This window comes from Mesorhizobium sp. M0800, from assembly GCF_040320095.1.
Taxonomy (GTDB): domain Bacteria; phylum Pseudomonadota; class Alphaproteobacteria; order Rhizobiales; family Rhizobiaceae; genus Mesorhizobium.
The window spans coordinates 103,208-117,844 of sequence record NZ_JAMYOZ010000015.1; the positions used below are offsets into that span (position 1 = coordinate 103,208).

Genomic DNA, 14,637 nt, shown 5'->3' on the forward strand with positions numbered 1-14,637 from the left:
CGGACGACATTGGGGATTCAGGAGAGAAATGGCATGACCATCCACAACACCGCGGCAGGCGTAGGATCAGCCGCCTTCGCCCGGCGGGCAGATTTAGGCCGGCTCGCTATCGCGACGATTGGCGTCCTGCTGGCGTTGTTGCTTACACTGGCCGATGCGACGGCACAGAACATATCAGCGTTGCCGAGCAAACCAACGGTCGGCTTGCCGGTCGGGCAAGGACGCTTATTGCGGTTCAATGAACCGGTCGAATCCGTGCTGATTGCCGACACCACGATCGCGGACCTTCAGGTCGTGTCGTCGAGCATGGTCTATGTGTTCGGCCTCAAACCCGGCCTCACCAACCTCATTGCGATCACGGCCGATGAACGGATCGAGGCAACGGCCCAGTTCCGCGTCACCCCCGATGTCACGCCTGCTACCGAGGCCAAGCAAGCAATGCAGCCGAGCTCGGCGACAAATCTCCACATTTTCGGGACCCGTATCGTTGCAACAGGCGAGGCGCGAGGCGTCGATGAGGCAACGGATCTGGACAATGTCGCCCGGACCTTCTCGCCACCGGAACAGCCGCCGCTGAACAACATGACCGTGCAGGGCTCACAGCAAGTCAACATTCGGGTTCGCTTCGCAGAGGTCTCGCGCACGGAACTGCAGTCCTACGGCGTCGACTGGTCCGTCGGCTACAGGAGCGGCGGCTTCGAATTCAACATGTTCCAGGACAACGGTGTGCCCTCGGGCAACGGGAATTTCGGTTTGAACATGGACCAGGCGCATGGCCTGAACTTCGACATTCTGATCGAAGCCCTGCAACGCAACGGCATCGTCAAGATACTGGCCGAACCGAACCTGACGGCCATGACCGGTCAGACGGCAAGCTTTCTCGCCGGTGGCGAAATTCCGGTTCCGATCCCGCAAGGAACCGACGTCGTCACCGTCCAATACAAGCCCTTCGGCGTGTCCCTCGGCTTCACCCCGACGCTGATCGGCCGCAATCGCATCGCGCTCCATGTCCAGCCGGAAGTCAGTTCTCTATCTGAGACCGGATCCGTAAGCGCCAACGGTTTCGCCATGCCGAGTTTCGTCGTGCGCAAGGCCGACACCACGGTCGAAGTGGCGAGCGGTCAGACATTTGCGATCGCCGGCCTTTTCCAGCAGCGGACTTCGCGCAATCTGGAAAAGTTTCCGGTGCTGGGCGATGTACCGGTGCTTGGCCCGCTTTTTCAATCACAGCGTTTCCAGCACGAAGAGACCGAACTGGTCATTTTGATTACGCCCTATCTGGTGGAACCGGTGCGCGACAGCCTCGCCACGCCGCTTGATCGTCCGGCAGCCAAGCACCGCAGCCGCAAGCACGCCAATGACGCGTCGGCGACGGGTCTGATCATCAAGTAACGAGGACCGGATATGACATCCCCCATCGCATTTTTCTGCGTTGTTCCAGCGCTGGTTCTGGCCGGCTGCGCGAGCAGCCCGCAACAGCGGCAGGATTATTCGCCTGGCTACAACTATGTTTCGACGGATGCAGGCGGCTCCGAGAAAGATGTCGGCGGCTCAGTTCTTGCTCCCGATGCCTGTCTGGCCGAGCCAGCCGACGACGACAACTCTGCTGCCAAGACGAATCTGACGATCGTCTCCGGCATCGGCTCCCATCTGCCGCCCGGTTGCGCCAATGCCTTCAATCTTCAGCGGATGTCCGAAAGCCAGCGTGACCTCGTACAAGGCCGCCGCATGGGCCCGGCGGCGGCGGCACCGACCGCGCGCGCGGCCCGTCGCTACCTCGATGGCGAGGAGGCTCCGATAGGCGGCGCCAACAGCGCGCCGTCGGTGCCGCAAACAACGCTCCCAGTCGAGTGAGCCGGCGCGGTATTCGCCCGCGTAGTGTCACCCTACGCGTCGCGCTTGGCGGAAGATCGCTTCAGGCCCTCCGGCCCGATTCGCTAGCCGAGGATGGAGCCGAGCGCCTTCGCTTTGGCCTGAGTGCTGCCCTTCAGCCGAATGGTTCTTGCGCGGGCAAGCAGGGTGGCCACCTCCTTGGTCGTCAGCCCGATTGGCGGCGAGGCCTTGACCTGGTCGGCCTGGCCAAGAAGCCCGTACACCACCACAATGTTGCGCTTGTGGTGCAATTGCGCATTGGGAGCGGCGGCAATTTTCTGCACCAGCGGCAGCGCCGCAGCGGAATTGTCCTCGAGGGCTGCCGCCAATGCCATGTTGGTCTCGACGTCAAGATCGCCCGGCGCAAGTCTCAACGCCTGGGCGAAAGTCTCCTGCGCCTGCCCTGTCTGCCCGGCGAAAGTCTGCGCAACGCCCAATCGGTTGTAGGCGCCGCTGGTGTTGACCAGCGGCGCTGCCTGCGCAAGCGCGCGCATGCCTGCATCGATATCGCCTACCTCCATCATCGCCGAGCCAAGCCCAAGCATTGCTCCCCCGTCATTGGGAGCTTTGGCGAGCGCGGCCCGATAAGCTTTGGCGGCATCGGCAGGATAGCCTGCCCGCATGTAAGCGTCGCCTGTCTTGACGAACGCGCTCGCCTTGGCGCCCGGCATTGCTGCGGCGCGCTGGTAGAGCGCGATGGCGGTATCACTTTCTCCGCGCGCATCAATATCGTCGGCAAGCTTGATCAGGCGCTCGGATTGAGACGATGGGCCCTGCGCCTTGGCCTGCACGGAGCCGGTTTGGGTCGTCTGGCAACCGCTCAGCGCCAGCGCGACGACGACTGGCATGAATACGACACGCAACCGCAAATCCACCTCTCCGTATTCAAGCCCGTCCCACCTTACACAGGGCATCGGCCGACTGGAACCACGATAGTGCGGTAAGATTGCAACATGGCCGAAGAAGCTGAGGAAAAGAAATTACCGGCGTCCGACAAGAAGCTTCGTGACGCCCGCCGCAAGGGCCAGGTTTCGCAAAGCCGCGACCTGGTATCCGGCTTCACTCTTTTCGCAGCGCTTAGCTATCTCTATTTTTGCTGGCCGCTGCTCTTCAAATATCTTTCGGAACTCGTGCAGACTGTGACGGTGCCCGGCGGCTCTTTCGAGGAGGTCAGCCTGCGGGCCATCCACCACTCGTTCTCATTGCTGATGCTTGCCACATTGCCGCTAGTCGGGATCGTTGTGGTTCTCACCGTAGCCTTCGGCATGCTGGCCACGTTCGGGCCGGTCTTCTCGTTCGAGCCGCTCAAGCCGCAGTTCGATCACATAAACCCGGCGAAGGGCCTTCAGAAGATCCTGTCGCTCCGCAATGTCATCGAGTTCGCCAAGGGCCTCGTCAAGGTGGTGTTCCTGGCAAGCCTTTTCGTATTCATCCTGATCGCCTGGCTACAGCCTCTCTTTGATGCGCCAGGCTGTGGTCAGACATGCCTGGAGCCGATCATCAAGGCGGTGATGACACCTCTCGGGACTGCCGCCGCCCTGGCCTTTATCGCCATCGGCTTGATCGATGTTCCTATTCAGCGCTGGCTGTTCCTACGGGACATGCGCATGACGACAACCGAATACAAGCGCGAACACAAGGATCTCGAAGGCGATCCATTGATCCGCCGTGAACAGCAGCGACAGCGGCGCGAAGCAGTGATGCAGCCTGCGAAGCTAGGTGTGAAAAACGCGGTCATCGTCTTGGTGTCAGGCGACCGCGCCGTGGCGTTGCGCTACGTCAAGGGCGAAACGCCTGTGCCGACAATTGTCGGCAAGGGTCAGGGCCGCGCGGCCGAAGATATGATGGCTCAGGCGCGCGAGGCAGGTATCCCCATAGTCGAGGATGCCGTTACCGCCCAAGCGATCTTCGAAAATGCGAACATCGGGTCTTATATCGGCCAGCAGATGTTTTCCCCGGTCGTTCGCCACCTCGTCGGGCACGGGCTCACCTGAAGCCAAAATCCTGCGATTGTCGTTCTATGCCAGACTAGCGCTGTCGGCTGGTGGAAGCGAAGCGGAAGTCCGCTGGTCGCGCATCCGTCAGCGTCAAGGCGGCGAGCAAACGCGCTGCTTCTGGCCCCCGATAGTTCGGCCGGCAGACGGTCAAGGTAAGTTTCGCTCATCTCGACCATGTGCATGAGTTCGCCGATCCGCCGATCCCGCTGCGCACCTTTCTGGCGCAGCTCACGCTGGCCATCGCAAGCGACAAAAGTCCTACCCAGCAGTACGCGTGAGCTGTCATTCAGCCGTTGCATGGGATCGACCTCGACATAAAGAGGCGCTGCAATTCGGCTCCAGCTACACCGTCTCGGCCGGATCAGCGGCCTTGCGGTTGAGATGAACCGCAATCGAATTACGGTTCACCAATCGGGCCGCGAGGACATGGTGTTCAAAAGGTGCAGTGTCTCCTGCCAGCCTCTTCAAGAGAAGCTCTGCCGCCGTCGCCCCGATCAGATGCGCCGGCTGCGCGATGGCTGTGATACCTTGGGCCACGAACTGCATCCAGTCGAGATCGTCGAAGCAAAGCAGCGAAACGTCTCCCGGAATCGCAAGCTTCAGTGCGGATGCCGCCTCCAGAACGCCTGTCGACATCACACCATCGGCGGTAAACAGGGCGGACGGCGCATTGCGCATTGTCAGCAGATCGAGTGCCTCCTTGCGGGCTGCCTCGCTGGAATAGACCGCCACGCGGCGGATCAACTGCGGATCCGGCGAAATGCCCGCGGCGCGATGGGCTTCGAGATAACCCAACAACCGTTGCCAGCTTGGATGATGGTAGCGAACGTCGGAGCTGGAGAGATCAGCGTTTGCCATAAAGGAGCCAACATCATCGCGTTGGTCCGGCCCGAGTTCCGCCAATATTCCGATGCGGCTGTGTCCGGCGGCGATGATCGCCGCGATGCTGTTACGCGTTACAGAAACGTTGTCGACCACGACCGAATCGGTTTCCATGCCCGCCACGATGCGGTCGAACTGCACGACGGGACAGCGGGCCGCGACTGCTTCACGAAGATGATCCGGCTCGTCCACGAAGGTCGACGAGACGACTAAACCATCGACCTGCTTTTCCAACAGCAGCTGCACCGCCTCTCGCTCGAGTTCGGCGTTTTCGTCACTATTCGTAACGATAACCCCGAAGCCGCCACGGCGCGCGACGTCCCCTATTCCGCGCAGCACGCTTGCATAGAATGGGCTTTCGATGTCGCCCACGACAACTCCGATAGTCTGCGTCTTACCGGTGATCAGACCTTTGGCCAGGCGATTGGGGCGATAACCCAGCGCAGCTGCTGCGGCGCGCACCTTCTCCTGGACCTCAAGGCTGCTGTAGCCGTAGTCACCAAGAACACGCCCAGCCGTGGCAGAGCTCACTCCAGCCCGGCGAGCGACTTCGATGATAGTTGCGTTTTTGGATCTTTGAGTCACTTGGCAAGTCCCGCCGACCATGCAACGTCGTGGCGAGGAACTAGCGGCAGTTAGGCACCCCCGCAAGGCCGAACACCGCAGCACCCGCCGTTGCGCACACCATTTGAATCACAGCACCTCCGACAGAAAGCGCCGAAGACGCGGGCTCTGCGGATTGTCGAAAAGGTCCTCCGGTCGCCCTGCCTCGACAATCCGCCCCTCGTCCATGAATACGACTTGGTTCGCGACCTTGCGGGCGAAATTCATCTCGTGTGTTACGACCACCATCGTCATCCCGCCCCGACCGAGATCGGCCATCAAATTCAGGACGCCTTTGACCAATTCCGGATCGAGCGCGCTGGTGACTTCGTCGAACAGCATAATTTCGGGTTCGAGGGCGAGCGCACGCGCGATGGCCACCCGCTGCTGTTGCCCGCCCGAGAGATTGGCCGGCCGATGGTCCTTACGCTCCAGCAGTCCGACTTCATTCAGCCTCCCCAAGGCCGCGCCCTCAGCCTCCTCGCGCGACATGCGTTTAACTTTGCGAAGCGCCAAGGTGATGTTGGCGAGCGCGCTGCGGTCGGGAAACAGATTGAACTGCTGGAAAACCATGCCGACGCGCCGCCGGAGTTGGTCAGGGGTCTGTTGGTAGATGCTTTCGCCATCGAGCAGAATGTCACCGGCTCGACACTCTACGAGGCGGTTGAGGCAACGCAGCAAGGTCGACTTGCCCGAGCCGGACGGACCGACGAGGCAGGTGACAGTCCCGGGCTGCACTTTCAGACTGACGTCATGAAGCACCTGGACGGCGCCGTAGGCCATGTCGATGTTCTTGACCTCGATGCCGCCGCCCTTGAAGCGGGTGGGCGCCGCTGCTGGCGATTTCGCAGCGCCCGGCACGACCGCCTCGGCAAGCTCGGCGACTTCCTTGAGGCCGCTTTGCACAGCGGTGATACGTTTGCCGACGCGCATGCGCGCGTCGATGTAATTGACGAGGTGGGTCAGCGGCACCGTGATCACGAGATAGAACACGCCGGCCAGTAATAGCGGCGACAGGTTGCCGGTCAGCACGGCCTGGTCCTGGCCGACGCGGAACAGTTCGCGTTCGGAGGCGAGCAGACCAAGGAAATAGACCAGGCTGGAGTCTTTGACGTTGCCGATGAACTGGTTGACCAGTGCAGGCAGGACGCGGCGGATGCCTTGCGGGATCACCACCAGGCGCATGCCTTGACCATACGTCATACCGAGAGTGCGGGTGGCATCGATCTGACCACGCTCGACGCTCTGGATGCCGGCGCGGAAAATCTCTCCGATATAGGCGCCGGCGATCAGGCTGAGCGCCAGAATGCCCAGCGGATAAGGCGATGGACCGAACAGGTCTCGGCCCAAGCGCGCGAAGCCTTGGCCAATGATCAGGATCGTGACAATAGCAGGAAGCCCGCGGAAGATATCGGTGTAGACCCGCGCAAGGAGTTTCAGCGGCCGGTTCTCTGAAATCCCCATGACTGCGAGGACGATACCGATCAGCGTCCCGAAAAACGTCGAGGCAAGGGCCAGGATCAAAGTGTTCTTGAGGCCGACCATCACCATGTTCGGCAGAACTTCTGCCATTGCCTGGAAATCAAGGAAGCTGCGGGCGAAGGTATCGAACCAGCTCATATCAAGTCCATCTATAACTCGGCCGGGCACCGTTGCTCACGGGCCCGGCCGGAAACGAAAATGAATACGCGCGAATTTACTTCTTGGGCAGATATTGATCCGGCATCGGAGTGCCCGGGAACCACTTCTCATGCAGCCGTTTCCAGGTGCCATCGTTCATGGCCTCGCGCAGCGCCTTGTTGAGCGCCTCGCGGAAGGCATCGTTGCCTTTCTTGACCACGAACCCGGCCGGCGCATCGAAGGACGGCACATTCATTGTTATCTTCAGGTTCTTATAGCGCTCCACATACTGCTTGGCCGACTCATAGTCAGTGAAATGGCCATCGATTGTCCCGTTATTCAGCGCCGCCACCGCAGTGTTGTTGTCGGGGAATTTGACGATGTCGCCCTTCAGGTTCTTCTCGGCATAGATTTCCTGCAGCGTTCCCTGGATCACGCCGATGCGCTTTCCGGCGGTGCTCTCATTGGTCGTCAGAGCCGGATCAGCCGAAATGATCGACAGGTAGCCAGCGAGATAGCCGTCGCCAAAATCCACGGTCTTCTTGCGCTCCGCGGTCGTGCCAATGGCGGCGACAGCGACGTCGAAGCGGCCGTTGGCGACAGACGGCAGCAGCGCCGAGAATTCTTGGCCGGTGAAAACGACCTGCTCCTCCTTGAACCCGAGCCGGCGCGCCACGTCGCGGAAGAGTTCAGCGTCGAAGCCGGTGAAGTTGCCGTTGGCGTCGGTGAAGACATAGGGTTTCGCATCGCCCATGGTTCCGACGCTGATCATCGTCGGGTCGATGAGGTTGTAGGGGTTGTCGGCCGCTCTTGCCTGCGTTGATGCGGCCAACGTGCCAAGTCCTGTCACCAGCGCGATCGTCAGCGCCAGACCGGATTTCACAAATTGGCGCCTGCTCGAATTCGTTTGCATGTCTTCTCCTCTTACGATTGGCCGAAGTCGGCCTGCGGTCCCACTCGACGACTCATCCATCAAAACGCTCTTTCATGGCGTTGGTTGGATGAATGAGAACGTTATCACTTTAACTAGCATTGTCCATTTTTCGCGTCAATTGCTCAGTTGAATTTCGCAGCTAGACGGTTCTCTCGTCTTGAATGCGCCGAGCTCCGCGGAGGACCTCCGGCGTGATCTTTCCTAGATCGATTGCTGCCGCATAGCCGATGGCCCCGTAGTACCGGCAGGTAGCAGCCGCCGCCTCCGCGGCTTGGCCAAGAATGTCCTGAGGCGTCTCTTCCTTAAGCAGGCCGAATAGCGTTCTCGCGATGAAGGTGTCGCCCGCGCCCAGGGTGTCGACGGGTTCGACCAACCGCGCCGGGGTTCGGTAAGAGACGGTGGCGCCGTGAAGCACCGCGCCGGCCCGACCGCGAGTTACAAGAACCCACTTTGAACCAAATGCAAGCAATTCGGCTGCGATTGCGGCCAATTCCTTGTCGTCGAGACCGTCACCCGAGACGCAAGCCAGATAGCAATAGGGCCCAATCTCGCGTCGGTGTCCCGGTTCCCGCCGGGTGGAAAAATCATAAGACAACAGTGACTTGCTTGATACAGCGGCAACCCAGGGGTCCAGACCGCTGGACTGGCCGATGTGGACGGCCTGAAAACCCGAGAGAAAATCCAGATCTTCTTGCATCGGCGTGAACGCCGAAACTCCGAGATCGAAGTCCAGGAAAATCCGATCGGCGTTGCGGTGACCTATGAGGCAGTAGGCGGTCGGCCCTTCAAGGCGCCGCAATCGGGTGACGTCCACGCGCTCGGACTTGAGTGCGGCGTGAATCAAGTCCCCTGCCCGGTCTTTGCCGATCGCCCCAACATAGGCCGACTGCCCGCCGAAGCGGCTGACATAGACTGAGACATTGAGGCAATTTCCGCCAGGATACATCTCGCCGCGAGCGAGATAACAATCGACCACGTTGTCGCCCATCGCGGCAATCTTGACCATCGCAGGACTTTCAGTTTAAAGGGTGTGATAACGTTCGCACAATGGCCCGCCATTGTCAATTGTGCGCCGGCCCAAGCTCTGTCAACGAGACGAGGAAGCTCATGATTTTCGCCCTCCCCGCCGACGTGGAACGGGCCCTAACCGCTACGGCGGGCAGGCAGTTTTCGCATCTATTCCTCGTGGCGTGCGGCGGCTCGCTCTCGATCATGATGGCAGGCAAATACTTCGTCGACCGTCACAGCGGCACATTCGCCTGCGACATCTACAACGCGGATGAGTTCGTCTGCCGAGACCCGCAACGGCTGGGACCCGACGCGCTCGTTGTCCTTTGCTCGCAGACCGGCACCACCCACGAAACTGTGCGAGCGGCTAATCATGCAAAGGATCAAGGCGCAACGACAATCGGCATGACGCTCGACCAGATATCGCCCCTCGCGCAGGCGGTCGACCACGCCGTCGCCTACCAGGCCTCCTACACGACGGGCAAAGCAATCGATTCAGCCTGCAGCAACTACGGCGTGCTCTACATGTTGCTCGCCGGCCTGATCGATGCTCGGGAGGATGCCGGGCTAACTGCCGATCTGCTGATGAGCCTGAGCCATCTTCAGCCGGCGATCGAACGTGCGCACCGGACCTATGCCGACCGGTTTAAGGCCTTCGCACCCCGTTTCGCGCCGTGCAATACGATCTACACACTGGCCAGCGGTGCAAGCTACGGTGCGGCGTATTCCTACGCCATCTGCGTGTTGATGGAGATGCAGTGGTACGACTCGCAAGCCATACACGCCAACGAGTTCTTTCACGGCCCATTTGAGGTGGTGAACCGGGACGCTTGCTTCGTGGTCTTGCTGGGTTTGGACGAGACGAGGCACCTTACGGAACGCGCTCGCGATTTCCTTTTCAAGCACGGCAGCCGGGAAAACATCCTGGTGCTCGATGGAACGGAACTCGACCTCAGTGGTATGTCAGAACACATCAAACCCTATCTCGTTCCCTTGGTCTTTTTTGACACACTATGGCGTTTTGCCTACGAGCTGGCCGTTCTGCGCGGCCGGCCAATGCTTGAGGGCCGGCGCTACATGAAGAAGCTCACCGACTACTAGTTCCGCCGCGCTCTGCAGCGATCCAACAACCCCCAGCCCGTCTTCTGCGAAGAAGGATATCTCTATGACTGCCTCCCCAAAGCTGCGCCATGTCGTTGTTATCGGCGCGGGCATCTTCGGCATCTCTTCCGCGTTGCACCTTGCTCGTCTTGGTGTTGATGTAACCATTGTCAACGACGGCGCGCCGGCTAACGGTGCATCCGGCCGTTCACTTTCCTGGCTGAACTCAGCGCGACGTGCTGACACTGCCTACCACCGCTTGAGGCTTGCAGGCATCGACCGTTATCGGACCCTGGCCGCCACAAGGCCGGAAACGGCGTCGTGGCTTCGCTTTGACGGCGGCCTCACCTGGGATCGGGATGATGAGGCGAACCAGATCGCGTCCATCTGCCAGCTGGAGCAGGATATTGGCTATGACGCGCTGCTGCTCGGCCCTGCCGAAGTCGGCGCAGTGACGCCCGGCGTCAACGCCAGCGCCATCACCCCGCAGGGTGCCATCTTCAATCCTGGCGAAGGATGGGTTGACCTGCCCTCCTTGATCGATCTGCTACTCAATGAATTCCGCTCCCGCGGCGGCAAGCTTATCCAGGACGCTGGACGCGTGCGGATAGATGCCACAGGTGGTTGCGCGCGTGGCGTCGTCACTGCCGATGGTGTGCCGGTAAAGGCGGATGCAGTGATCCTTTGCGTTGGGCCAGCGACGCCTGTTATGCTTGCTGAGATCGGAGTCCATATCCCCGACGCTACGCCGATTTCACTCCTCTTGAAAACCAAGCCGATCAGGACCGAGCTCCGTGCCGTGCTGAATACGCCGCGCGTGGCGGTGCGCCCGACGCCGGATGGCGAACTTGTTTTGGATTCGGCGTGGTCGGAGGAAGAAGTCGTGGTCAACTCTGACGGAACTTACATCGTGCATGACAAGACCGTCAAAGGACTGCTCGACGAGGCTAGTGCGGTGCTCCAGGGCAATCCGCGGCTCCAACTCGCTACCTATGCAGTTGGCCCGAAGCCCATCCCGGGCGACGGCGAGCCAGTGCTTGGCTCCGTCGAGGCCGTCGCCGGGCTTCACGTCGCCTTTAGCCACAGCGGCGCCACGCTTGGACTGATCGTCGGCGAATTGCTTGCCAAAGAAATCGCCTCCGGCAATCCGCACCCGATGCTTGCAACCTTCCGCGCCAACCGTTTCAGCTGACAGGGCATCGCGGCCGAGGTCGAACCGGCCAGATGGGCCGCGGGCCTGGGGAATCCTGGCAAGGTCGCTAAACAGCGAATTTCTGCCTCTTGCAGCTTCAACGTTGGACCGAGGGTGGTCAAGGCCAAGAAGCTGAGGTGCCCGGAGGAGCATCTCCAACCCGAATCCGAGCGTGAACTCGGCCGCGCCAGCCATCGAGATGAACACGTCCCGCGGCATGCCGAAGGTCAGAAACGGCTTATCTTCGACCAGCGGGTAGAACCACTCCGGATAGGCTCGATGTCGCGAGGTCCTAGAGGTTGTAAGGTGGGACACGAACGTGCGGCGCGTCTGTCTGGCGCCAGTCTCGAAAGTATTGGCGACTACACCGCCAGCGCCCCTGAGCACCGATGTCTTGCAATGGATCACCCAGCAAACATTCGTCGCCAAGAAACAACAGCTTCGCTTCGTAAGCCGACGCATTGTACCAGTCGCAGGCAGCCGCGCAACGGTTCAAGCCCGACCTTGACTGGAAGCTGGAGAACGAACCATCCAAGAGGGGCGGCATGTTGAGACACTCGTGGCCTTGGACGAACGGTAGCGCATTGCGGCTGAGCGCACCGGCCTGATAGTGCTGCGCGGCTATGCCTATCTCAAACTCCGCGGTTCGGCGATGCAGAACAGACAAAAAGAGCCCGGCGGTCTACCTTGTGGGAATCAGGTGCAGTGCAGACTTCCCGCCCTTCACGGCCGCCGCTGACAGCTTGCGGTCAAAGCTCGCAAGTTGGCCGCCACGCGCCTTGGCGAGCGCGAGAAGATACGTATCCGTGACCTGTGCCGAGGTCAGGATTTTCGCTGCATCGATGTCGCCCGAGCCAACCAGGCTCACATCGTCGGGCCAGAAGCTGTGCCCGTGCAGAGCCCGCAACTTGGTAACGATTTGCGCAACGACGGCGGGCGAGCCGGGAGAATTGGGATATCTTTGGTTGCCGACGATGCGCAGGACGCCGTTTTCGGTGATGGGACACGTAGCCCATGCGGCGTTGCCGGCCTGTTCGAACCAGTCATGCGCGTCGTCATGGGCGACGTGGCCAGGATCGATCAGTGCGATCAGCACATTGACATCGAGCAGGAACGTCAAGGCAGTTCGTCTCGCAGGGCATTGACCGTCTCAAGCGTGACAGGAGGTGCATCCGGCCGAGGCGACAGTAGAGGTATCCCGTTGCGCTCGCCGCCGGCTTGAGGCCGGCGCAGCGAGCGCCGGGCGAGATCGGTGATGACCTCGCCGAGGCTGCGATCCTGCTGCCGGGCGATGGCCTTGGCCGCGACCAGGACGTCGTCATCGATCGCCAGTGTGGTTCTCATGTCGCCCTCCTGGTGCGCATCAATCATCACGCATCATATAGAGCAGCAACGTCGGGTACTCAAGCGGTGCGACTTCCGACAGCGGTGCGACTTCGTAGCGTCGTAAGCAGATGAGTTGTCCGGATTAGGTAGCACACGAGTTGTCCGATCACTCGTAAGCGAGTTTGGTTTCCCTCACCCTTTGACTACCGACAAAGTTGCGCAGGGCCGAGGGGACGTTATGGCCGCGCTACCTAAGGGACGTGCCTTCCGGAAGCTTATCAGCTCGGGAGACTATCGGCAGAAGCTACGGAGGCTGCAGCAAGGACCGACGCACCCTTTTGGATGCGTCGGAGCAAAGGTCTACGCGTGGCGGATCTCCGTTCCCAGCACCTTCAGGCATTCGCGGATGAACGCTGCAAGCGCCGTCCAGCCCTTTGCCGAAACCATCGTGCCATCCACATATGCCTCCGTTGGAGACAGGTCGATATAGGTGCCGCCCGCAAGCGTCACTTCGGGCTCGCAAGCCGCCAGTGCGCCGACCTTCTTGCCACGCACGACGCCGTCCACCGCAATCAGGATCTGCACGCCGTGGCAGATCGTGAAGATCGGCTTCTTGGTTTCGTGGAAGTGGCGCACCATCGCCTGTACGCGCTTGTCGGTGCGGATGTATTCGGGGCCACGGCCGCCGGCGCAGTACACAGCGTGGTATTGCTCCAACTGCTTCTCAGCGTCGGAAAAGGTCTTGTTGATCAGCGCATAGTGGCCGAGCTTTTCGGTGTAGGTTTGATCGCCCTCGAAATCGTGCAGCGATGTTTTGATCAGGTCTCCGGCGCTTTTGTCTGGGCACACGACGTGGACGGTGTGGCCCACCGCTTCCATCGCCTGCTGGTAGACGAAGATTTCGTATTCCTCGGTGAATTCACCGGTCAGCATCAGGATCTTTTTGCCTGGCATGGGATTCCTTTCCTGTGACAACGGCCGGGCGAGACCTGTACTCGCCTGGTAGGTTTGAGTTTCTAGAAGGGTGAATCGGGGAAGTCGTCTTCGTTGGCACTGGCCTGCGTGATGACCGTCAACGGCGGGTACGGGGACATCGGGACAGTCTCAGTCGAACGCCAACAACAAACGGTCGCGGGAATGCTCGATATGGCGACGCATCGCCTGCTCGGCAGCGGCAGGATCGGCCGCAGCGAAAGCGGCCAGGATGGCCTCATGCTCGTCAAGCGCCTCCTCGGTGACGCGCGAATGGAACATCAGGCGGAATATGTGGAAGTGGGTATGCTGGTGCGCCAGTGTCTCGCGCACGAGTTCGTTGTTGGCGAATTCCATGACCTTGTCATGGAAAATGGCATCCTGGCGGGCGAAGTTGGAATACCGCAGGCGCTCGTCCTTGCCCTCACGGCGCGCCATGACGCCGGCCGATGTCTGAAGCTGTGCGAGCTTTACCTCGTCCATGAGCACCGCTGCCTTGGCTGCACCATGAGGCTCGAGCAGCAGGCGAAGCTCGTAGAGTTCATCGAACCGTCGTTTCGTAATCTGCGGCGCAGCGCGGTAACCGATCAGATGCGTCTTCAGCACCAGGCCTTCGCCTTCGAGCCGGCCGAGCGCCTCGCGGATCGGCGTGTGGGATACGTTGAATTCCTTGACCAGGCTGTCGACGGTGATGCGCGAGCCCGGCGCAATCTTCAGGGACATGAGTTGCGCAAAGATCGCTTCGTAGACGTCCTCAACCAGGCTGCTGGAGCGCTGGATACGCCCGCCGGCGAGGTTCGCTTCGTCTAGACTGGGTAAGTTCATGGCCTGCATGTTTTGCCTCTTGACACATTGAGTTGCTAACACGATGCTCCGGCCAATGCAATCATATATCCTATACGATTTTATAGAGGATATCATTTGCGGCAGCTAGGAGACAAAGCAATCGAATTTGCAGTGGCCCTGCTGGAACAGCGTGCCGGCCTGGCAGCCCGTGCTTCCTCACCTGCTGAACGGACCGCCAGCGTTGCGGGCGATGGTTCGGCACGTCGATACGCAACCGCGTTGCGAGACGCGTTTTACATCGAACCCGGCCTTTGGGCCGAGTTGAACGCCATCTCGCATTCCAA

The 14,637-nt window shown here is 60.6% G+C and carries 14 protein-coding genes; 5 read left to right on the forward strand and 9 right to left on the reverse strand.

The window, feature by feature from the left end:
- Positions 1-33: 33 nt before the first annotated feature.
- Both NKI18_RS18865 and NKI18_RS18870 read left to right on the forward strand, forming a co-directional pair.
- Positions 34-1,392, forward strand: coding sequence for a type II and III secretion system protein family protein (locus tag NKI18_RS18865; RefSeq protein ID WP_352618721.1), 1,359 nt, complete (start codon positions 34-36; stop codon positions 1,390-1,392).
- 12 nt (positions 1,393-1,404) lie between these two features.
- Complete coding sequence (locus NKI18_RS18870; RefSeq protein ID WP_352618724.1) at positions 1,405-1,854, forward strand: hypothetical protein; 450 nt, start codon at positions 1,405-1,407, stop codon at positions 1,852-1,854.
- A gap of 83 nt (positions 1,855-1,937) precedes the next feature.
- Here NKI18_RS18870 and NKI18_RS18875 read toward each other — a convergent pair whose 3' ends face one another.
- A complete protein-coding gene (locus NKI18_RS18875) occupies positions 1,938-2,735 on the reverse strand; it encodes a tetratricopeptide repeat protein (RefSeq protein WP_352449146.1) in 798 nt (265 codons plus the stop codon).
- A 90-nt stretch (positions 2,736-2,825) separates the two neighbouring features.
- On the opposite strand from NKI18_RS18875, the gene NKI18_RS18880 reads away from it, so the two are divergent.
- The gene (locus tag NKI18_RS18880) at positions 2,826-3,866 is read left to right on the forward strand and encodes an EscU/YscU/HrcU family type III secretion system export apparatus switch protein (RefSeq protein WP_352618727.1); all 1,041 of its coding nucleotides are present in this window, start codon (positions 2,826-2,828) and stop codon (positions 3,864-3,866) included.
- A gap of 345 nt (positions 3,867-4,211) precedes the next feature.
- Here the strand turns inward: NKI18_RS18880 and NKI18_RS18885 are convergent, their stop codons facing one another.
- From NKI18_RS18885 to NKI18_RS18900, 4 genes are all read right to left on the reverse strand, one after another.
- A complete protein-coding gene (locus NKI18_RS18885; protein ID WP_352618730.1) occupies positions 4,212-5,336 on the reverse strand; it encodes a LacI family DNA-binding transcriptional regulator in 1,125 nt (374 codons plus the stop codon).
- A gap of 108 nt (positions 5,337-5,444) precedes the next feature.
- Positions 5,445-6,974 (reverse strand): amino acid ABC transporter permease/ATP-binding protein, encoded by a 1,530-nt coding sequence (locus NKI18_RS18890; RefSeq protein WP_352618733.1) that lies wholly within the window; start codon positions 6,972-6,974, stop codon positions 5,445-5,447.
- A gap of 76 nt (positions 6,975-7,050) precedes the next feature.
- Positions 7,051-7,887, reverse strand: coding sequence for an ABC transporter substrate-binding protein (locus tag NKI18_RS18895; protein ID WP_352618736.1), 837 nt, complete (start codon positions 7,885-7,887; stop codon positions 7,051-7,053).
- A gap of 160 nt (positions 7,888-8,047) precedes the next feature.
- The gene (locus NKI18_RS18900; protein ID WP_352618739.1) at positions 8,048-8,914 is read right to left on the reverse strand and encodes a PfkB family carbohydrate kinase; all 867 of its coding nucleotides are present in this window, start codon (positions 8,912-8,914) and stop codon (positions 8,048-8,050) included.
- Between the two features lie 101 nt (positions 8,915-9,015).
- Here NKI18_RS18900 and NKI18_RS18905 point away from each other — a divergent pair, with 101 nt between their 5' ends.
- Both NKI18_RS18905 and NKI18_RS18910 read left to right on the forward strand, forming a co-directional pair.
- On the forward strand, positions 9,016-10,017 hold the full coding sequence (locus NKI18_RS18905; protein WP_352618742.1) for an SIS domain-containing protein: 1,002 nt from the start codon (positions 9,016-9,018) through the stop codon (positions 10,015-10,017).
- Between the two features lie 64 nt (positions 10,018-10,081).
- Positions 10,082-11,209, forward strand: a complete 1,128-nt coding sequence (locus NKI18_RS18910; protein WP_352618745.1) for an NAD(P)/FAD-dependent oxidoreductase — start codon at positions 10,082-10,084, stop codon at positions 11,207-11,209.
- Between the two features lie 682 nt (positions 11,210-11,891).
- Here the strand turns inward: NKI18_RS18910 and NKI18_RS18915 are convergent.
- From NKI18_RS18915 to NKI18_RS18930, 4 genes are all read right to left on the reverse strand, one after another.
- A complete protein-coding gene (locus NKI18_RS18915; RefSeq protein ID WP_352618748.1) occupies positions 11,892-12,329 on the reverse strand; it encodes a TA system VapC family ribonuclease toxin in 438 nt (145 codons plus the stop codon).
- Positions 12,326-12,553 (reverse strand): hypothetical protein, encoded by a 228-nt coding sequence (locus NKI18_RS18920; RefSeq protein ID WP_023679266.1) that lies wholly within the window; start codon positions 12,551-12,553, stop codon positions 12,326-12,328. Before NKI18_RS18920 ends, NKI18_RS18915 begins: the two co-directional genes overlap by 4 nt.
- Positions 12,554-12,895: 342 nt before the next feature.
- Positions 12,896-13,489 carry a DJ-1/PfpI family protein gene (locus tag NKI18_RS18925; RefSeq protein WP_352493019.1) on the reverse strand — a complete coding sequence of 198 codons (594 nt, stop codon included), beginning with the start codon at positions 13,487-13,489 and terminating at the stop codon, positions 12,896-12,898.
- A gap of 150 nt (positions 13,490-13,639) precedes the next feature.
- Positions 13,640-14,341 (reverse strand): GntR family transcriptional regulator, encoded by a 702-nt coding sequence (locus tag NKI18_RS18930; RefSeq protein WP_352569970.1) that lies wholly within the window; start codon positions 14,339-14,341, stop codon positions 13,640-13,642.
- Positions 14,342-14,637 lie beyond the last annotated feature (296 nt).

Bases quoted from the DNA above. Each gene is read 5' to 3' on its own strand.
- NKI18_RS18865 (WP_352618721.1), top strand. From the start codon at position 34: ATGACCATCCACAACACCGCGGCAGGCGTAGGATCAGCCGCCTTCGCC.
- NKI18_RS18870 (WP_352618724.1), top strand. From the start codon at position 1,405: ATGACATCCCCCATCGCATTTTTCTGCGTTGTTCCAGCGCTGGTTCTG.
- NKI18_RS18880 (WP_352618727.1), top strand. From the start codon at position 2,826: ATGGCCGAAGAAGCTGAGGAAAAGAAATTACCGGCGTCCGACAAGAAG.
- NKI18_RS18890 (WP_352618733.1), bottom strand. From the start codon at position 6,974: ATGAGCTGGTTCGATACCTTCGCCCGCAGCTTCCTTGATTTCCAGGCA.
- NKI18_RS18895 (WP_352618736.1), bottom strand. From the start codon at position 7,887: ATGCAAACGAATTCGAGCAGGCGCCAATTTGTGAAATCCGGTCTGGCG.
- NKI18_RS18900 (WP_352618739.1), bottom strand. From the start codon at position 8,914: ATGGTCAAGATTGCCGCGATGGGCGACAACGTGGTCGATTGTTATCTC.
- NKI18_RS18905 (WP_352618742.1), top strand. From the start codon at position 9,016: ATGATTTTCGCCCTCCCCGCCGACGTGGAACGGGCCCTAACCGCTACG.
- NKI18_RS18910 (WP_352618745.1), top strand. From the start codon at position 10,082: ATGACTGCCTCCCCAAAGCTGCGCCATGTCGTTGTTATCGGCGCGGGC.
- NKI18_RS18920 (WP_023679266.1), bottom strand. From the start codon at position 12,553: ATGAGAACCACACTGGCGATCGATGACGACGTCCTGGTCGCGGCCAAG.
- NKI18_RS18925 (WP_352493019.1), bottom strand. From the start codon at position 13,489: ATGCCAGGCAAAAAGATCCTGATGCTGACCGGTGAATTCACCGAGGAA.
- NKI18_RS18930 (WP_352569970.1), bottom strand. From the start codon at position 14,341: ATGCAGGCCATGAACTTACCCAGTCTAGACGAAGCGAACCTCGCCGGC.